Raw genomic sequence first — 18449 nt, forward strand, 5'->3', positions numbered from 1 at the left:
ATGAACACAACCGCCCAACAGGCCCAGTCCAATGAGAAGTTCGATGTGGCGATCCTCGGCGCGGGAATGGCCGGCGGTCTGCTGGGCTCGGTGCTGGCCCGCAACGGGGTGAAGGTCCTGCTCATCGACGCGGGCGTGCACCCGCGCTTCGCGGTGGGGGAGTCCACCATCCCGTACACCTCGTCGATGACCCGGATCATCGCCGAGCGCTACCAGGTGCCCGAGATCGAGCCGCTGGCCAGCTTCAAGGGCATCCAGGAGAAGATCGCCCCGTCGTGCGGGCGCAAGCAGAACTTCGGCTTCGTCTACCACGTCGAAGGGCAGCCGCAGGACCCCGAGCAGATCAACCAGCTCGTGGTGCCCGAGTGGCAGCGCACCGAGACGCACCTGTTCCGGCAGGACGTGGACGCCTATCTGTTCAACCTCGCCGTGAAGTACGGCGCGGTGCCCAAGGTCGCCACGAAGATCGCCGACATCGAGGTGTTCCCCGAGCACGGGGTGCTGCTGAGGTCCGACAAGGGCGAGGAATTCCACGCCAGTTACCTCATCGACGGCAGCGGCTTCCGGTCGCCGGTCGCGGAGAAGTTCGGGCTGCGCGAGACCCCGACCCGCGCCAGGGCGCACTCGCGCTCGCTGTTCACGCACATGGTCGGCGTCACACCCTTCGACGACGCGAAGGCGGCCCGCTCGCACAAGCAGCCCAGCCCCTGGCACAACGGCACCCTGCACCACGTCTTCGACGGCGGCTGGCTCTGGGTGATCCCGTTCGACAACCACGACGGCGCCCTCAACCCGCTGTGCAGCGTGGGCCTGCAACTGGACGAGCGCAAATTCCCCGCCGAGCCCGGCGTCTCCGCGCAGGAGCAGTTCGACCAGTTCCTGGAGCGGTACCCCGAGATCGCCGAGCAGTTCACCGATGCCACCGCCGTACGCCCGTGGGTGGCCACCGGCCGGCTCCAGTACTCCGCGACGCAGACCGTCGGCGAGCGCTACTGTCTGACCGCGCACGCCGCCGGATTCATCGACGCGCTGTACTCGCGCGGCCTGACCAACACCCTCGAGGTCGTCAACGCCCTCGCCTGGCGGCTGATCGAGGCGTCCAAGGACGGCGACTGGTCCGTCGAGCGGTTCGCGTATGTCGACAGCCTCCAGCAGGGCCTGTTCGACATCCACGACGACCTCGTCTACTGCTCCTTCGTCGGCTTCCGCGACTACGACCTGTGGAACGCGGTCATCCGGGTGTGGGAGTCGACCAGCATCCTGCCGACGGTCACCATCGACCGGGCGTACCGCACCTTCATGGCCGACCCCGAGCGCGACGAGCAGGTCTTCCGCGACCTGGAGAAGCGCGATGTGCCCGGACTCCCGGCCCCGGTCGGCCAGGACATATCGGAGCTGCTCGGCTTCACCCGCTCCATCTGCCAGCAGGTCGAGGCGGGCACGCTGGAGGCCAAGGCCGGCGCGGCCCAGCTCTTCGAGCGGCTGCGGACGTCCGAATTCCTCCCCGCCCCCTTCGAGTTGGGCTCGCCCGACAACAGGTGCTTCGAGGCCACCCCGGCGGTGATCCAGAGCGCCGTCGAATGGGCCGGTACGGACGCGCCCGCGCACATCGCGCAGCTCTTCGCGCGCTGAGCCCTCGCCGTACCCAGGTCGTCGAGCGCCGCCGTACGCAGGGCCCCCCGCCGTACGCATCGCAGACGTACCGCACCCGCGACAGCGCCGCCGGACGCCTCCTGACGGGCCGTCCGGCGGCGCGTCCCTGCCCGTGGCCCCGTTCGCCGGAGGCAACTTCCTTTCAGACAGGAGTCAGACGTGGACGAGAAGGTGGACGAGAAGGTGCACGAGAGGGACAGCACGGACGCGGGCGGAGCCGCTGCCCTGGACACCGATGTGATCATCGTGGGGGCGGGGCCCACCGGGCTGATGCTCGCCGGTGAACTGCTGCTGGGCGGCGCCCGGGTGATCGTCGTGGAACGCCTGGACGAACCCACCGGGCAGTCGCGCGGCCTGGGCTTCACCGCCCGCGCCATGGAGGTGTTCGACCAGCGCGGGCTGCTGCCCGCCTTCGGCGGCCCCGACGGCACTCTGGAGATCTCCCCGGTCGGCCACTTCGGCGGCCTGGTCTTCGACTACACGGTGCTGGAGGGCGCGCACTTCGGCGCCCGCGGCATCCCGCAGTCGCTCACCGAGTCCGTGCTGGAGGCGTGGGCCGTGGGCCTGGGCGCCGACATCCGCCGCGGCTGGGAATTCCTCGAAGTCGCCGACGGGGAAGGGGCGGTGACCCTCACCGCGGGGACCGCGGACGGCGTACGCCACCTGCGCGCCTCGTACCTGGTCGGCTGCGACGGCGGAAAGAGCGCGGTCCGCAAGGCCGTCGGCTTCGACTTCCCCGGCACCGACCCGACCCGCGGCATGTACCTCGCCGACGTGGTCGGCTGCGGGCTGCGCCCGCGATTCCTCGGCGAGCGGCTGCCCGGCGGCATGATCATGGCCGCGCCGCTGGGCGAGAACGTCGACCGGGTCATCGTGGTCGAGAACGGCACCCCGCCGCCGGACCGCACCGAGGAGCCGACCTTCGCCGAAGTGGCAGGTGCCTGGCAGCGGATCACGGGCGAGGACATCAGCGCCGGTACCGCCGACTGGGTCGGCTCGTTCACCGACGCCAACCGGCTGGTCACCGAATACCGCCGCGGGCGCGTGCTGTTGGCGGGCGACGCCGCCCACATCCACCTGCCCGCGGGCGGCCAGGGCCTGAGCACCGGCGTGCAGGACGCGGCCAACCTCGGCTGGAAGCTGGCCGCGGTCGTCACCGGCTGGGCGCCCGAGGGTCTTCTCGACACCTACCACGCCGAGCGGCACCGGGTCGGTGAGCGGCTGATGATGAACACCGCCACCCAGGGCATGGTCTACGTCGGCGGTCCCGAAATGGACCCGATCCGCGAGATGTTCGCCGAGCTGATCGAGTACGACGAGGTCAAGCGGCACCTCGCGGGCACCGTCAGCGGCCTCGACATCCGCTACGACTTCGGCGCGAAGGACGACGACCACCCGCTGACCGGACGCCGGCTGACCCCGCTGAAGGTCGACACCGACGGCGGCGGCACCGACACCACGGAACTGCTGCACACCGCGCAGGGCGTGCTCGTCGACCTCGCCGACGCGGCGGCCGTGCGCGCGGTCGCCGCGCCCTGGAAGAGCCGCGTCCTGACCGTCAGCGGCACGGTCGCCGAGCCCGAGGGGCTGTCCGCACGGGAGTTGGCGGGGGCCACCGCGGTCCTGCTCCGGCCCGACGGACATGTCGCCTGGGTCTCGACGGGCGGTGAGGACGGCCTGGCCGAGGCGCTCCAGCGGTGGTTCGGCGCGCCCGAGACGGGCGCGTGAGTTCCAGCCTCCGACCGGAGGGCGCCGACCGTTCGAGGGCCGGCGCCCTCCGCCAACCGAAGGGCGGGGCACGGCGGTCCGCGGGCGGGCCCTTCCGGTCGCTGGCCGTCCGCAACTTCCGGCTCTTCGCGCTCGGCCAGGTCGTCTCGGCGGCCGGCACCTGGATGATGGTGGTCGCGCAGGACTGGGCGGTCCTCTCGCTCACCGACAACTCACCCACCGCGCTCGGCTTGGTGACGGCCCTTCAGTTCACCCCGGTCCTGCTCCTCGCGCTGTACGGCGGGCGGCTCGCCGACCGCCACGACAAGCGCGCGCTGCTCGTCGCCGCCAACCTGGTCTGCGGTGTGCTCGCCGCCCTGCTCGCGCCCCTGATGCTCACCGGGACGCTGCGGCTGTGGCATCTGTATCTGTTCGCCCTCGGCCTCGGCACCGCGAGCGCCGTGGAGATCCCCACCCGCATGTCGTTCGTGCGCGAGATGGTCGGCCCCGAACTGCTGCCCAACGCCTCGGCGTTGAGCGCGGCGTACTTCAACGTCGCACGGGTGGCGGGGCCCGCCTTCGGCGGCCTGCTCGTCGGCTGGCTCGGCACCGGACCCGTCGTCCTGCTCAACGCCGTCAGCTATCTGGCCACGGTCGTCGCGCTGCGGATGATGCGGCCCGCCGAACTGCACCGCGGGCCGCCGGGCGCAGCCCGCGCCCGCGTGATCGACGGCCTGCGCTACACCGCGAGCCGCCCCGACCTGCTGCTGCCGCTCGCCCTGGTCGCCGTCATCGGCCTGGCCGGGTTCAACTTCCAGCTCACGCTGCCGCTGGTGGCCAAGACGGTCTTCCACACCTCCGCGGCCTCCTTCGGACTGCTCACCACGGCGCTGGCGGCCGGATCACTGCTGGCGGCGCTGGTCACCACCTCGCGTACGACCCGGCCGAGCGGACGGCTGGTGACCGGCTCCGCGCTGGCCTTCGGCGCGGCCGAGACCGCGGCGGGCTGGGCGCCGAACTACCTGAGCGAGCTGCTGCTGCTCGCGGTCACCGGCTTCACCACGCTCTACTTCGCCCAGGCGGCCAACCACCGCATCCAGCTCGGCGCCGACCCGGCGTTCAGCGGGCGGGTGCTGGCCATCTACGCGCTCATCCTCCAGGGGACCACCCCGCTGGGCGCGCTGGCGGTCGGCTGGCTCACCGAGCACTGGGGCGCCAGATCAGGACTCTACGCGGGTGGCATCGTCTCGCTGGCCGCGGCGGCGGTCGCCATGCTGCTTGACCGGCCCCGTCCGGGCCGAGGGGACGACGGCGACCGGGCGGACGGCGGGGACCGGGCGGACGGCGGGGACCGGGCGGAGCGCGAGGGCGACGGTGATCGGGAGGCCGGGCGCGCGCGGGAGACCGACAGCCGGTCGCCCGAGACCCCGGCCGTCCCGACGACCGGCGCGTGACGCCAGCGCGCGCACGGTGCCCCGAGGCCCCCGCACCCCCGCCCGTACGCGCCCCGTCCGTACCGCGCCCGTCCCCACGAGGGCCGCGGGCCCGGTCCCGGACGACCGCCGCGGGCCGATGCTCCGCCACCGCGCGGAGCGACCCGTGCCCCGCGGAGCCGTCCGCGCGGCACGTTCTCGAACCTGCCGGTGAACCGCCGCGCCACAGCGCAACGGCGGCGCCGGTCCGTGCACTACCGATGGAAGGCGGTATGCCGTGATGGAACAGACGGTCCCCCTGCACCTGAGGGGGCTTCCCGACCCGCACGTCCTGCGTGCCGCGGGCATCGACGTGCGGACCAGGATCATCGAGCGTTACATCTGCCGTCAGTTGGAGCCGTATCTTCATGTGCCCCCGGCCCACCGGATCAGCACCGACCGGTCGCTGCGCAGCCAGGGCGTCGACTCGATCACCGCGCTGGCGCTGCGCCGCAGGCTCGTCTCGGCGCTGGGCGTCGACGTCCCCGCCGCGGACCTGCTGCGGGACGACTCGGTCACCGAGGTGGCGGCGCTGCTGGCCGGGCTGGTGACCCCCGTACCGCAGAGCGTCCCGCAGACGGCCCCGGTCGGCGCCGTCGCCGGGGCCGTCTTCGACACCCCGGCGGAGAGGCCGCGGCTCACCGCAGCGGCGCGCACCGCGCGGTGAGCGGCGCGGTGGACCGTACGGGGGCCGCCACCGCACCGGCTCTGACCGTCGCGCCGGGCGACCTGCACATCTGGGTGCTGCCCCGGCCCTGGACGCACACCGACCCGGCGCCGCTGCCGGTCGGGGAACTGGACGACGACGAACGCGAGCGCGCCGCGGGCCTGCTGCGTACGGGCGACCGGGTGCGCTACCTCTCCGCCCACGTCGCCCTGCGCCGCCTGCTGTCGGCCTACACCGGCCTCCCGCCGCGGGCGCTGCGGCTCGGCCGGGACCGCTGCCCCTGCTGCGGCGGCCCGCACGGCCGCCCGGTGCTGCTCGACCGCCCGCGCGGTCCCGTGCCCGACTGGCCGCACTTCTCGCTGTCGCACAGCCACCAGGTCGCGGTCGTCGCCCTCGCGGGCGCCACCGTCGGCGTGGACGTGCAGCGGGTGCCGCCGGCCAACGCCGTACGGCTGTGCCTGCCCGACCTGCACCCCGCGGAACAGGCGGAGTTGGCCGCTGTGCCCGGCCGCAGGAGGCCCGCGGCCTTCGCCCGGCTGTGGACCCGCAAGGAGGCGTATCTCAAGGGCCTCGGCACCGGTCTGCGCCGCGACCTGGCCGCCGACTACCTCGGGACCGCGGCGGGCCGGCGCGGCGGCCCGCACCGCCCGTCCGGATGGTCCGTCACCGATGTGCCGGGACCGCCGGGCCATGCCACCGCGGCGGCCGTCCGCACCCCGCACCACTACCGCACCGTCGTCCGCACACTGACCGCCGACTGCCTCCACGCCGAGGACGCCACGGAGCTGATCGCCGATTCCCGCACGCGGGTGCACCGCGTGCCGCAGGCCGCCGTCCGGCGGCCACAGGAGTGATCGACATGAACCCGAGCAAGGGAGGGTGGAGCGCCATGCCCAACGCGGAGTCTCCCGCCGAGGTCCCCGACCGGTTGCAGGAACTGAGCGACCTCAAGGAGCTGGCCCGGCAGGGCCCCGACCCCACGGCGACAGAACGCCAGCACGCCAAGGGCAAGCTGACCGCGAGGGAGCGGATCGACCTGCTCCTGGACAAGGGCAGCTTCACCGAGGTCGAGGCGCTGCGGCGGCACCGGGCCAGCGGCTTCGGCCTGGAGGGCAAGCGCCCGCACACCGACGGCGTGGTCACCGGCTGGGGCACGGTCGAGGGCCGGACGGTCTTCGTCTACGCCCACGACTTCCGGATGTTCGGCGGCGCGCTCGGCGAGGCGCACGCCGAGAAGATCCACAAGATCATGGACATGGCCATCGCGGCCGGCGCCCCGCTGGTCTCGCTCAACGACGGCGCGGGCGCCCGTATTCAGGAAGGCGTCTCCGCGCTCGCCGGTTACGGCGGCATCTTCCAGCGCAACACCAAGGCGTCGGGCGTGATCCCGCAGATCAGCGTGATGCTCGGCCCGTGCGCCGGGGGCGCCGCGTACTCCCCGGCCCTGACCGACTTCATCTTCGCCGTCCGCGGCATCTCGCAGATGTTCATCACCGGGCCCGACGTCGTGCAGGCCGTCACCGGCGAGGAGGTGACCCAGGACGCGCTCGGCGGCGCCGACGTGCACGCCAGCGTCTCCGGTGTCGCCCACTTCGCCTACGACGACGTGCACACCTGCCTCGCCGAGGTCCGCTACCTGCTGTCGCTGCTGCCGTCCAACAACCGCGAACTGCCCCCGGCCAGCCCCGGACAGGACCCGGTGGACCGGCCGGGCGACGCGCTGCTGGAGATCGTGCCGACCGACGGCAACCGCAGCTACGACATCAGGGACGTCATCGAGGAACTGGTCGACGACGGCGACTCGATGGAGGTGCACGCCGCCTGGGCGCCCAACATCGTCTGCGCGCTGGCCCGGCTCGACGGGCAGACCGTCGGCATCGTCGCCAACCAGCCGTCGGCGATGGCCGGGGTGCTGGACATCAAGGCGTCGGAGAAGGCCGCGCGCTTCGTGCAGTTCTGCGACGCCTTCAACATCCCGATCGTCACCCTGGTCGACGTCCCCGGCTTCCTGCCCGGCGTCGACCAGGAACACGACGGCATCATCCGGCGCGGCGCCAAACTGCTGTACGCCTACTGCAACGCGTCGGTGCCGCGGATCTCGGTTGTGCTGCGCAAGGCGTACGGCGGCGCGTACATCGTCATGGACTCGCAGTCGATCGGCGCCGACATCGCGCTGGCCTGGCCCAGCAACGAGATCGCCGTCATGGGCGCGGAGGGCGCGGCCAACGTCGTCTTCCGCCGCGAGATCGCCGCCGCCGAGGACCCCGAGGCGATGCGGATCCAGAAGATCGAGGAGTACCGCAGGGAACTCGTGCACCCCTACTACGCGGCCGAACGCGGCCTGGTGGACGACGTCATCGACCCGCGCGACACGCGGTCGGTGCTGATCCGGTCGCTGTCCATGCTGCGGACGAAGGACGCGGACCTGCCGCGCCGCAAGCACGGCAACCCGCCGCAGTAGCCCGCCGTACTCCGCACAGCCCTTGACGGTGCGTCAGCGCAGCCGCCCGCAACTCGTGCATTCCGTCCGGCAGTTCCGAGACCGAAGGGGACACCGCCCATGCCCGCCGCCATCACCGCTCCCACCCTCGCCGCACCGCACCTGGTGCGGGTCGGCACGCTGACCATCCCGGCGCAGCCGGGACCGCCCGCGCTGGAGACGATCAACGCCGCGCCCGCCGTGGTGCCGCTCGCCGCACCCGAGGCGGCTCCGGCGCCGACGACGCTGGTACGTGTCGAGCGCGGCACCGCGACACCCGAGGAGATCGCCGCGGTCACCGCCGTGCTGCTCGCCCGCGCCGCCACCGTTCGCGCGGCGGCCGACGCCGACCACGCGACGGCCGCCCGCCGCCGGGGCGCCGCCCGCTGGCGCGCGCACGGCTTCACCGGCCCGCGCGCCTGGACCGCCGGGACCCGGGATCTGCTCGCGAGTTGAGCGCGGGCGGTCCCGTAGGAGTACCTGAGCGCCCGATGCTTCGAGCACTGAGCACTGAGCACTGAGCACTGAGCACTGAGCACTGAGCACTGAGCACCGGACACCGAGCACCGTCAACGGCCCCACGCGCTTCGGCGCGTGGGGCCGTTTTTCGTCGTCTCACCCGCGATTCCCGCCGGAGGTGATTTCCCCCGGCCGCGCGGCGGGGTCCCGCGGCCGGAAGAGGGCAGGCGTCGTAGCGTGACGGGGACGTACAACGGATCATCGGACCGCACGACGCGAGGGGACCTCATGTGCTGGAGCGCCACGGCCGATCTGGCGGCGGGCTCGGTGATCTGCGCCCTGGGCGTGACCTGCGTCGCGCGCGTACGCCGGGCCCGGGACCTGCCGCTGGCGGCGCTGCCGCTGGTGCTCGGCGCCCATCAGCTCATCGAGGCCGCGGTCTGGCACCGCGGCGGCGGCACCGGGCCCGCCACCCTCGCGTGGGCGATCATCGCGCTGCCGCTGCTGGCCGCCTATGTGCCGCTCGCCGTGCTGACCGCCGCGCCGCCGGGCGGGCGGCTGCGGCTGGCCGTACCGGTGCTGGCCGGACTCGCCACCGCCGTCGTGCTCGTCGCCTGCCTGATCGACCGGGCGCCCGTCGCCGACATCCGCGGCCACACGGTCGGCTACGCGGTGGACGTGCCCGCCGTACCGCTGGTCATCGCCGGATATCTGGTGGCCACCGTCGGCTCCCTGCTGCTCAGCGCGGACCGGATGCTGCGGCTGCTCGGCGTCCTCACCGGGGTAGGGGCCGCGGTCTGCGCGGCGGTGTGGCGGACCGAATTCGTCTCCACCTGGTGCGCCTTCGCCGCCGTCGTCTCCGTCGTCCTCCTGCTGTGGGTACGGCGGCCGTCGACGGGGCCGGCGCCGACCGCGCCCGTACTGTCGTAGCGGCTGATCACACGTCAGACTGGGCGGATGCGTCCTCACCGTACCGTGTCCACGGTCGCCCTCACCGTCGTCCTGATCACGCTCGGCCCGGCTCTCGCCGCCTGCTCGTCGGGCTCGCCGTCCCCCGGCTCGCCCGGCGCCGCCCGTTCCGGCCCGTCCGGCCCCGGCGCCGTCGATCCCGACGCGGTCGACCCCGACAGCGGTGTGAAGCCGTCGGGGTCGACCGCCTCGGGCCGCACCGTCGCCACGTACACCGCCGCCTCGGCGATGAGCGCGGACCAACTCCAGGAGACGGTGCGGCGGCTCAAGGAACGCGCCGCCGCCTTCGGACTGACCGGCACCCGTATCGAACAGCGCGGCAACGTCATCACCGCCGACGCGCCCGGCGACAGCGGCGACCGGCTGCGGCAGTTGGCTGCGACCGCCGAGCTGGCCTTCCGGGCGGTCAAGGGCGATCACGCGGAGGGGTCCGCCGAGATTCGGCAGCGCTTCGACGCCCTCACCTGCCCGGTCACCGGCACGCCCCCGCTGTCCAGGCCCGAGGAGCCGACCCCGGCCTGCGACGCCAAGACCGGCCAGAAGTACCTGCTCGGCCCGGTCGCGCTCGACGGCGAGGACGTCAAGAGCGCCAAGTCCGCGTACGAACCGAACTCCGGCCAGTGGATGGTGAATCTGAACTTCACCGAGCGGGGCGCGAAGACATTCGGCACGGTCACCGCGGCGCTGGCCCAGGAAACGCCGCCCGCCAATCAGTTCGCGATCCTGCTCGACGACGACCTGCTGTCCGCACCGGCCGTCCAGCAGGCCATCACCGACGGCGCGGCGCAGATCTTCGGCGACTTCGACCGGAAGCGCGCGGAGGACCTGGCCGCCCTGATCGGCAGCGGCGCGCTGCCGGTACGGCTCACGGTGAGCGGGGTGACGCGGCAGCCGTAGCCGGTCGCCGCGTCGGCATGATCGCCGGACACTGTGTGTCCGGCGTGTGTTCGGGTGTGTGTTTGGCTAGGGTGACGGCCGGAGGTGGTCCGGTTGTCGAATGAGCAGGGCGAGCTGTTCGCTTCGGTCGACGCGCTGCTCGAACAGGTGGCCGCGCAGGACTCGCTGCCGGAACCCGCCGAGCGCAAGCGGCTGCGTGAGGCGGCCGGGATCAGCCAGGACCAGATCGCGAAGACGCTCAAGGTGCGGCGCGAGACGGTCACCGCGTGGGAGTCCGGCCGCGCCGAGCCGAGGTCGCCGAAGCGGGCGGCGTACGTACGGCTGCTGGACGGTCTCGCTGCGCTGCATCCGGCGCCGCCGGTCGCCACGGCTCCTGAGCCGGCGCCGCAACCTGTGCCCGTACCTGTGCCCGTACCGGAGCCCGCGTCGGTCGCCGTGGTGGCGCCGCCAACTCCCCGTTCCGCGGCCCCCGTTGACCCCGCACCCGAACCAGCAGCCGCCCCCGCGCGCCAGCCCGCCCCGCCGCCGCGCCGCGCCGCCCCCGCCCGCCGCCCCCAGGCCCCCGCCTCCGTCCGTGCCCCCGAGCCCGGTGCCGATCCGCGGTTCGCCAACGGACCGCTGGCCGTCGTGGACGGCGACGGCAGCGCGTACTGCGTCGGCGGCCTCGTCCTGGAATGCCCGGCGGACGACATTCCGTCGCTCGTGCAGTGGGCCCTCACCGACGCACGCCTCGGCGCGGCCCGGCTGCACCGCTCGGGCAAGGACGCCGACCCGCTGGTCGTCCTCACCGAGTCCGCCACCACCCGCTTCGGCCTCCCCGCGGAACTGGCCGACCGGCGCGGGCTGCGGCTGCCCGAGGACCACGAGGCCGTACGCCGCGTCGCCCGCGCGGGCTGGCAGCTCACCCGGCGCGGCTTCGGCCCCTGGGCACGCGTCTACCGGCCCGCGCAGGCCGGACAGCGCCAGTGCGTACAGCTCGCGATCCTGCCCTGGGGCGCGCTGGACAGCCGGTCGTGGGGGAACGTGGACCAGGCGCCGCCCGCCGAAGTGGCCCGCGTCCTCGGCACGTACGCCACCCGCGTGATCACCCCGCGCGGCTCGACCGCCGTCTGCGGCCTCGAACTGATGACGAGCCTGCGCCCGCCGACCAGGGCCGTACGGGACGAGGCGAGCGGCGCGTGGGTGTCGGGGCAGGTGGCCGGCGCGCTCGGCGCCGCCGTCGACCCCGCGCCGCCCGAGGCCCCCGACGAGCACCCCGTGGCGGCCCGGCTCCATCCGCGCGGCCACCGGCGCACACCGGACCAGGTGCTGGACGAGGAGGCGTACGACTGGATCCGCGACCCGCAGCTTCTCGGCGACGACGAGTGCGCCAGGCCGTACGCGGTCGGCATCGACGTCAACATGGCCTTCGCCGCCGCCGCGAACCGCCTCACCGTCGGCCTCGGCGCCCCCGTCCACCGCACCGCCCCCGGCTTCGACAAGGCGCTGCCCGGCTGCTGGCTCGTCGACCTCTCCGGCATCGAACTCGACCCCCGGCTGCCGAGCCCCTTCACCCCCCAGGGCACCCGCCCCGAGGGACCCGCCTGGTACGCCACCCCGACCGTCGCCTACGCCGTCGAACTCGGCCACGACGTCAAGCCCGTCGAGGCGTACGTACGGCCGGAGACCGGCGCGTATCTGGACGCCTGGTACACCCGGCTGCGGGACGCCTACCTCGCCACGATGGGGCAGCTCGGCGTCACCGCGGGGATGGACGAGGCGGACTTCCTGGCCGCGATGGCCGTCCACAAGGACACCGATCCGGGCCTGGCCGCCGTGCTGTCCGCCGTCAAGGCGACCGTCAAGGGCGGCATCGGCAAGCTCCGCGAGCGCCCGCAGGGCGCGGGCTACCGGCCGGGGGAGCGGTGGTCCGCGCTGGACCGCCCCACCTGGCGGCCCGACATCCGCGCGGCCGTGATCTCCTCCGCGCGGGTCAACATGCACCGCAAAATGCGGAAGTTCGCCGCCGTCGGGCTCTACCCGCTCGCCGTGCTGTCCGACTGCGCCGTCTACGCCTCGGACGGCCCCTCGCCGCTGGACTTCCTGCCGCGCGCGCCGGAGGGCAAGCCGCTGCCCGGCGGATTCCGGCTCGGCGTCAGTCCCGGCATGGTCAAGCACGAAGGCACCCAGGACCTGATGTGGGCGGTCGAACTCCTCGACCAGGGCCACAACCCGGCCCGGCACATCAAGGGCACCGACGCCGCCGTCGACGGAGAGTAGGACCACAGCGTGGGCATCATCGGCGACAGCCTCGACAAGGCGACGGCCAACACCCAGACCCGGCCGATCCCCAAGTCCGCGCAGGCCCAGATGCGCTTCCTGGTCAAATACGCCAAGGGCTCCACGCGCGCCGTCGCCCAGCGCCTCGGCGTCACCCAGCGCACCGTCGAGCGCTACCTGAAGGGCACGCTCAAGCGGCCGCGGCGCGAACTCGCCGACCGCCTCGCCGCCGCCGTCCGGCAGGACTGGCAGCCCCGTGTCAAACAGCGCGCCCAGCGCCGCGCCGCCACCTCCGACGGCCTCGTCATCGAGACCCGCGCCCGCTTCGGCTTCACCGCCGCCCCCGGCTCCACCGACGACGGCCGCATGCGCCGGATCACCCAACACCTCCCGCCCGCCTACGCCGCCCGGCTCTTCGAAGCCCAGTCCTCCGGCGCCACCGAACAGCAGCTCCAGGCCATCGCCGCCGAGGGCCTCCAGGAGGTCTACTTCAAGGACAGCGGCCGCCGCGCGGACGGGCTGCTGGTCGAGTTCACCGACATCGACTACGTGGAAATCGACTTCTGACGGAGGCGCTCGTAGGGGCGGACCGCACGCACACGGTGACGCCGACCTGGCGGACACCGCGCTGCGCGCCGCGGAGGCCAAGGCGCGCGAGCGCGGCGCCGCCGTGCGGTTCCCGCACCACGACGCGCGGCGGCTGCCGGAGCTGGGGGAGCGGGCAAGCGGCGAGGCGGGCCGCGCAAGTGACCGGGCAAGAGACCGCGCAGGAGACCGCGTATGAGGCGAGGCCCGAGGCGTAGAAAGGCCGTGCGGGCCGTCAGTAGCGCAGCACGGCCGCGATGTGGTGGGAGCCGTTGAGCATCGCGTCGGGGACGAAGTGCACGCGGGCGCCGGTGTCGAGGGCCTGTTCGGCGATCTCGTCGACGATGTCCTCACGGGCGCCCGGGGTTTCGGGCGTGGCGGGGACGAGGTGGTCGGCGTCGTCGCGGACGGTGGTGCGGTAGTCGTCCTCGATGACGACGACGGCGGCGCGGCCCTCGACGACGGACTGCCAGACCTCGTCCACGCCCGCGGCGAAGGTACGGCGGCCACGGGCGGCGTCGAGTTCCGCGAGGACATCGGAGACGTCCTGGTCGGCGCGCTCGCGGACGGCGGGCAGCACGGCCTGCCGGACGGCTTCGGCGGGGCCCTTGGACAGACCGCCCTGGAGGACCCGGACGGCCTCCTTGGCATCGGGGCTGACCTCGTCCAGGACGGCGAGGGCCTCGGCCTCCGCGACGACGTAGAGGGGCCGCGGCTCGGCCGTGAGCACCGTACCGACGGCGTCGGCGACCTCGCGCAGATAGCGGCGGGTCTCCTCGTCGTTGAAGGTGCTGGGCCGGTCCCCGATGCGCTCCTCGCGCTCGATGTCGGTGTCGGGCAGCGACCGGGTCTTCGGGAAACCGCTCGCGGTGTGCTCGGTCAGCCGCTCCCGGCCGCCGCCCCACAAGGTGGCGTGGTCGGCGGAGACCGCCAGCACCCAGTACGGCTGGTCGGCCGCCTGCGCGGCGATGAGATTACGGGTCAGGAACGTCTGCGCGAGCAGCACCCGCTCCGGTACCGAACGGTCCAGCGACCACACCTGGTGCTCACCGGGCGCCGCGAAGATCGCCAGACCGTCCTCGGCGTGCACCAGGTCCACCTCGGACAGCGCCTTGTCCAGCTGCTCGACCACATCGATCCGGTCGGCCCTGGACACCTCGGGGTCGGACTCCACCTCGTCCTTGGCCCGTGCGATGAGATTGCGCAGGCGTACGGCGTCCTGCGCGTTGTCCGGCTCCCGGCGGTGCGTCGGCATCAGCACGGAGACGGCGGGGTAGTGGCGCGGACGGCGCAGGTCGGCGAGGGTGGCGGGGCTGAGAGGCGAGTGCATGGCAGGCCCTTCCGGCGAAGTCCCCCCGGACATGAAATCCCTTTGTCTCTTTATGGATATCTCACTGGGGCAGTGGCCGCAGCTCGTACAGCAGTGCGTCCTCCGCCCACGCCAGCGCGTCCGCCACGCTGTCGTGCCGTACCGCGACACCGCCCCAGTGCTGGTCCGGCGCGCCGACCAGGGCGACCTGGTGCCCCGCCGCCGAGATCCGCTCGAAGGCGTTGCCGAGCATCAGCCCGGCCACCTGATTGACGTGCGTCACGCGCTCCATGTCGACCACCACCCAGCCGGGCACCAGCGGCACGGCGCTCGCCAGGGCGTGCAGCAGCCGCTCCGCCGCGGGGAAGTCCACCTCGCCGCGCGCGGCCACCAGCACCACCCGGTCGCCGTCCCGGTCCAGCAGGTCGCGGTCGGCCGTCACCCGCTCCCGCCCGGAGGAGACCCGGGTCCCCGTACCGCCGCTGCCGCCCGTGCCGACCCGCGTCACGGTGTCCGCGCCCGGCACCGGGTGGTGCATCAGATGCATGCCGAACCGCCGCGACAGCTCCCGCAGCGCGACCACCCCGCGGATCGTACTGCCGGTACGGTCCAGCGGCGGGCTGTAGCAGGCGATGCCGAACCGGGCCGGGCTGGCCGCCGCGAGGCCGCCGGACACCCCGCTCTTGGCGGGCAGCCCCACCCGCACCAGCCAGTCACCGGCCGCGTCGTACATCCCGCAGGTCGCCATCACCGACAGCACCTCGACGGCCACCTGCTCGGCCACCACCCGCTCGCGCGTCACCGGATTGACCCCGCCGTTGGCGAGCGTCCCCGCCATCACGGCCAGATCGACGGTGTTCACCAGCACCGAGCACTGCCGGAAGTACACCTCGGCCGCCTCCACCGGATCGGTGCGCAGCGAACCGGCCGCGTGCATGAGATACGCCAGCGCCCGGTTGCGGTCGCCGGTGGCCGCCTCCGAGCGGTAGACGTCCTCGTCCACGGTGAGCCGCCGCCCGGCGAAGGCGCTCAGCGCGTCGAGGATGCGCGCGGACCGTTCGCCCGGCGAGGCGGCCGGTACGAGATTGGTCGTCGCGATGGCCCCCGCGTTGATCATGGGGTTGGCGGGGCGGCCGGTGCCGTGCTCCAGGCTGATCGCGTTGAAGGCGTCGCCGCTCGGCTCGTTGCCCACCCAGCGGGTCATCTCGTCGAGGCCCAGCTCGGACAGGGCCAGCGCGTGCACGAACGGCTTGGACACCGACTGCACGGTGAACTCGGTACGTGACCTGCCCGCCTCGTAACGGTGGCCGCCCATGCTCACCAGCGCGATGCCGAAGTCGTCCGGGTCGGCCAGCGCGAGCTGCGGGATGTACGACGCCACCTCGCCGTCCCGCAGCGGCAGCAGCCGCCGGTGCACCTCGGCCAAGCCCTCGCTGACCACGTCGAACGCCACCGGATCGGTCATGGCCTCATGCTCGGCCCGCCCCGCCGACCCCGCAAACGCGCAAGGCCCGCGGCGGGCACCCCCTCGCAGGGCCGGTGCGGACACCCCACCGCCGGGCCCGGCGCGTCACCCGTACGGCACCGCGCACGCTGCGCGCCGCCGGGGCACCCCGCACGGTGGAGGGGCGGCCGGAGCGTGTGCCCGACCGGTGACCAGCGCAGAAACCGGAGGGGAAGCCCGTGAGCCGACGTCGTACCGAGGGGACCCGCGCAGGAGAAACCGGTGACGGACGGGCCCGTACGGCCCGCTCGCGCCGCCTGCGCTCACTGACCGCGGCGGCGCTGGTGGCCATGGCGGCCGGCGGCCTCGCGCTGGTGTCGGCCTGCGACAACTCCTCCGGCAACAGCTCGACCGGAGCGACGACGCCCGGCGGCCCGCCCAGCACCGGGAACTTCTCCGGCACCCTGCCCTCCCCGCTGGACTCCCTCGCCTCCGCCGCCCAGCAGACCGCCTCCGCCGCGCAGTCCTCCGCGAAGGCCGCCGCCTCCAGCTTCGAGGCGTCGGTGGAAGCGGGAGCGGGCAGCGCCGCGGCCGAGGCGAAGTCGGAGCTGGCCAAGGTCGACGGGCAGGGCAACGCCGTCAAGGACGTCCAGCTCACCGGCTTCCCCAAGGCCAGGACCGGCGGCCTCAACGCCGTCCTGGTCAGCATCACCAACACCACCGACACGAAGGCGTCCTTCGCCGTCAAGGTCGAATTCGCCGACTCCGACGGCGCCGTCGTGGACTCCACGGTCGTCGGCGCCCGCGACGTCGAGCCCGGCAAACACGCCCAGCCGGTCGCCTTCAGCACGAAGGACGCCGACAAGACGCTCTTCCCGCGCGTGGCCCAGGCCCAGCGCTACTGAAGGACGCCCCGGCCCGCTCCCGCCCCCCCGTCAGCGCCTCCGCCCAGGCGGGGGGCCTGCTGACAGCCCTGGACTCGTGTGCGAAGCTGCCTTCCGCGACAAGGGGAGGTGGCGGTGGGACGGGCGGGGAACGGGGGAGGGCCGCGGACGAGCGCCGGGGCACGGGCGGCGCTCGGCGTCCTGGTGATCGCGGGTCTGGCGCTCAGCGCCCTGGTGCTGCGGCCCGAGGGCAAGGCGTTCGGCAAGGGCGGCGGACCGCTCGGCGGCAATGTGTTCGTGGTGGCGCTCGGCCTCGCGTGGTTCATCGGCGCGCTGATGCTCCACAACCGCTATGTGCTCCAGGTCGGTGACGACGCCGAGTCCGACCCGCTGCGGCAGCGGCTCGTGGACGTGGTCCGCGCCGCACTGCTGGGCGCCGCCTTCGTCGTCCCGCTGCTGATCTTCGTCATGCACCGGTTCCACGCGTCCGGCCGTACCTCGGGCGGCGGCAAGGACCGCAAATGGCGAGACGCCACCGCGCCGACCCCCAGCGCCCCCACACCGCCGCGTCCGCTCAAGAGGCACCAGGACAACCACGGCTTCCCCTCCTGGCTGACGCACGTCCTGATCGGCATCGGCATCGGACTGCTGGTGCTGGCCGTCGTCCTCGCCGCCGTGCTGCTCTGGCGCTATCTGCGGTCGGGCGAGGCGGAGCGGCAGGACGGCCCCGGGTACGACCAGGCCGACGACGAGGACGAAGTGCTCGCCGAGGCCGTGGAGTCCGGGCGCCGGGCACTGCGGGACGACGCCGACGCGCGCGCCGCCGTCATCGCCTGCTATGCCGCCATGGAACGGTCCCTCGCCGCCTCCGGCATCGCCCGCCGCGCCTCCGACAGCCCGCAGGACCTGCTCGAACGGGCCGTCACGGCAGGCCGGTTGGCCGGCCCGAGCGCGGCGGCGCTCACCGCGCTCTTCCGTGAGGCGCGCTACTCCACCCACCCCATGGACGACGGCCACCGGGACCGCGCCGCGCGGGCACTCACCGAGATCGCCGCCCAACTCGCCCCGGACGAGGCCGCGTCGGGCGACGGCGGCGGTCCCGGGGAGCGGACCACCGAAGCAGCCGCGGAGGCCGCACAGTGAAAGAACGCCTCCGGCGGGCGGCGGGCCCGCCCGGCTCCGTACGCCACTCGCTGACCCTGCTCGGCTGCCTCGTCGTCGCCGCCGAAGTGCTGCTCGCGCTCACCGACGGCCTCGTCGCCGCGGCCACCGGCCTCGCTCTGATCACCGTCGTCGCGCTGGGCGTCGCCCGGTACGTCGGCGGCGCGGGCGCGCAGGACAGCGGATACCGCAAGTCCGTACGGCTGCTCGGCGGTCGCGCCCCGGCGCTCGGCGAATGGCCGCGGGTCGTCCGCAAGGCGCTCGGCCCCGAAGGCGCCCTGCACTTCCACTCCACGCTCCGCCCGCAGTTGCAGCGGCTCTTCGCGGCCCGGCTCGCCGAGCGGCACGGGGTGCTGCTGCGCAAGAGCCCCGACCGGGCCCGCGCGATCGTCGGTCCCGACCTGTGGCCGTGGATCGACCCGACGACCGGCCCGCCGCAGCCGGCGATTCCCGAAGCCGTACTGCGGGCGCTGCTCGACCGGCTGGAGACGCTGTGACCGCGCC

The 18449-nt window shown here is 73.7% G+C and carries 16 protein-coding genes; 14 read left to right on the top strand and 2 right to left on the bottom strand.

The features are described from left to right. The 11 genes from ACIO6U_RS23890 (at position 1) to tpg (ending at position 13129) form a co-directional block, all read left to right on the top strand. Complete coding sequence (locus ACIO6U_RS23890) at positions 1–1632, top strand: tryptophan 7-halogenase (RefSeq protein WP_391118013.1); 1632 nt, start codon at positions 1–3, stop codon at positions 1630–1632. A gap of 246 nt (positions 1633–1878) precedes the next feature. Further along, complete coding sequence (locus ACIO6U_RS23895; RefSeq protein ID WP_391045638.1) at positions 1879–3381, top strand: FAD-dependent monooxygenase; 1503 nt, start codon at positions 1879–1881, stop codon at positions 3379–3381. Continuing rightward, a complete protein-coding gene (locus tag ACIO6U_RS23900; RefSeq protein WP_401721990.1) occupies positions 3378–4814 on the top strand; it encodes an MFS transporter in 1437 nt (478 codons plus the stop codon). Before ACIO6U_RS23895 ends, ACIO6U_RS23900 begins: the two co-directional genes overlap by 4 nt. A 259-nt stretch (positions 4815–5073) precedes the next feature. Further along, entirely contained in the window at positions 5074–5499 is a 426-nt protein-coding gene (locus ACIO6U_RS23905; protein WP_355341083.1) for an acyl carrier protein, read from the top strand. 8 nt (positions 5500–5507) lie between these two features. After that, positions 5508–6353 carry a 4'-phosphopantetheinyl transferase superfamily protein gene (locus ACIO6U_RS23910; RefSeq protein ID WP_391161958.1) on the top strand — a complete coding sequence of 282 codons (846 nt, stop codon included), beginning with the start codon at positions 5508–5510 and terminating at the stop codon, positions 6351–6353. Positions 6354–6388: 35 nt separating this feature from the next. Next, positions 6389–7960 (top strand): acyl-CoA carboxylase subunit beta, encoded by a 1572-nt coding sequence (locus ACIO6U_RS23915; RefSeq protein ID WP_355341348.1) that lies wholly within the window; start codon positions 6389–6391, stop codon positions 7958–7960. A 99-nt stretch (positions 7961–8059) separates the two neighbouring features. Continuing rightward, on the top strand, positions 8060–8434 hold the full coding sequence (locus ACIO6U_RS23920; protein ID WP_401721994.1) for an acyl-CoA carboxylase subunit epsilon: 375 nt from the start codon (positions 8060–8062) through the stop codon (positions 8432–8434). A gap of 291 nt (positions 8435–8725) precedes the next feature. After that, positions 8726–9367, top strand: coding sequence for a DUF6629 family protein (locus ACIO6U_RS23925; protein WP_355341076.1), 642 nt, complete (start codon positions 8726–8728; stop codon positions 9365–9367). A gap of 27 nt (positions 9368–9394) precedes the next feature. Then, positions 9395–10303, top strand: coding sequence for a preprotein translocase subunit SecD (gene secD / locus ACIO6U_RS23930; protein ID WP_401721998.1), 909 nt, complete (start codon positions 9395–9397; stop codon positions 10301–10303). A gap of 93 nt (positions 10304–10396) precedes the next feature. Continuing rightward, on the top strand, positions 10397–12562 hold the full coding sequence (gene tap / locus ACIO6U_RS23935) for a telomere-associated protein Tap (protein ID WP_401722001.1): 2166 nt from the start codon (positions 10397–10399) through the stop codon (positions 12560–12562). Positions 12563–12571: 9 nt separating this feature from the next. Beyond that, a complete protein-coding gene (tpg, locus tag ACIO6U_RS23940) occupies positions 12572–13129 on the top strand; it encodes a telomere-protecting terminal protein Tpg (protein ID WP_355341067.1) in 558 nt (185 codons plus the stop codon). A 253-nt stretch (positions 13130–13382) separates the two neighbouring features. Here the strand turns inward: tpg and ACIO6U_RS23945 are convergent, their stop codons facing one another. Together ACIO6U_RS23945 and glsA are read right to left on the bottom strand one after the other, a co-directional pair. Next, the gene (locus ACIO6U_RS23945; protein WP_391045072.1) at positions 13383–14477 is read right to left on the bottom strand and encodes a chemotaxis protein; all 1095 of its coding nucleotides are present in this window, start codon (positions 14475–14477) and stop codon (positions 13383–13385) included. Between the two features lie 61 nt (positions 14478–14538). After that, positions 14539–15921, bottom strand: coding sequence for a glutaminase A (gene glsA / locus ACIO6U_RS23950; RefSeq protein ID WP_401722004.1), 1383 nt, complete (start codon positions 15919–15921; stop codon positions 14539–14541). 218 nt (positions 15922–16139) lie between these two features. On the opposite strand from glsA, the gene ACIO6U_RS23955 reads away from it, so the two are divergent. The 3 genes from ACIO6U_RS23955 to ACIO6U_RS23965 all read left to right on the top strand — a co-directional run bounded on the left by ACIO6U_RS23955 (position 16140) and on the right by ACIO6U_RS23965 (position 18442). Beyond that, a complete protein-coding gene (locus ACIO6U_RS23955) occupies positions 16140–16805 on the top strand; it encodes a hypothetical protein (protein WP_391045067.1) in 666 nt (221 codons plus the stop codon). Between the two features lie 114 nt (positions 16806–16919). Further along, positions 16920–17927: a DUF4129 domain-containing protein gene (locus ACIO6U_RS23960; protein WP_401722008.1), complete on the top strand. Its 1008-nt coding sequence runs from the start codon at positions 16920–16922 to the stop codon at positions 17925–17927. Continuing rightward, a complete protein-coding gene (locus ACIO6U_RS23965; RefSeq protein ID WP_355341048.1) occupies positions 17924–18442 on the top strand; it encodes a hypothetical protein in 519 nt (172 codons plus the stop codon). Before ACIO6U_RS23960 ends, ACIO6U_RS23965 begins: the two co-directional genes overlap by 4 nt. Positions 18443–18449: the final 7 nt, after the last annotated feature.

The organism is Streptomyces sp. NPDC087422, assembly GCF_044744145.1.
GTDB lineage: Bacteria > Actinomycetota > Actinomycetes > Streptomycetales > Streptomycetaceae > Actinacidiphila.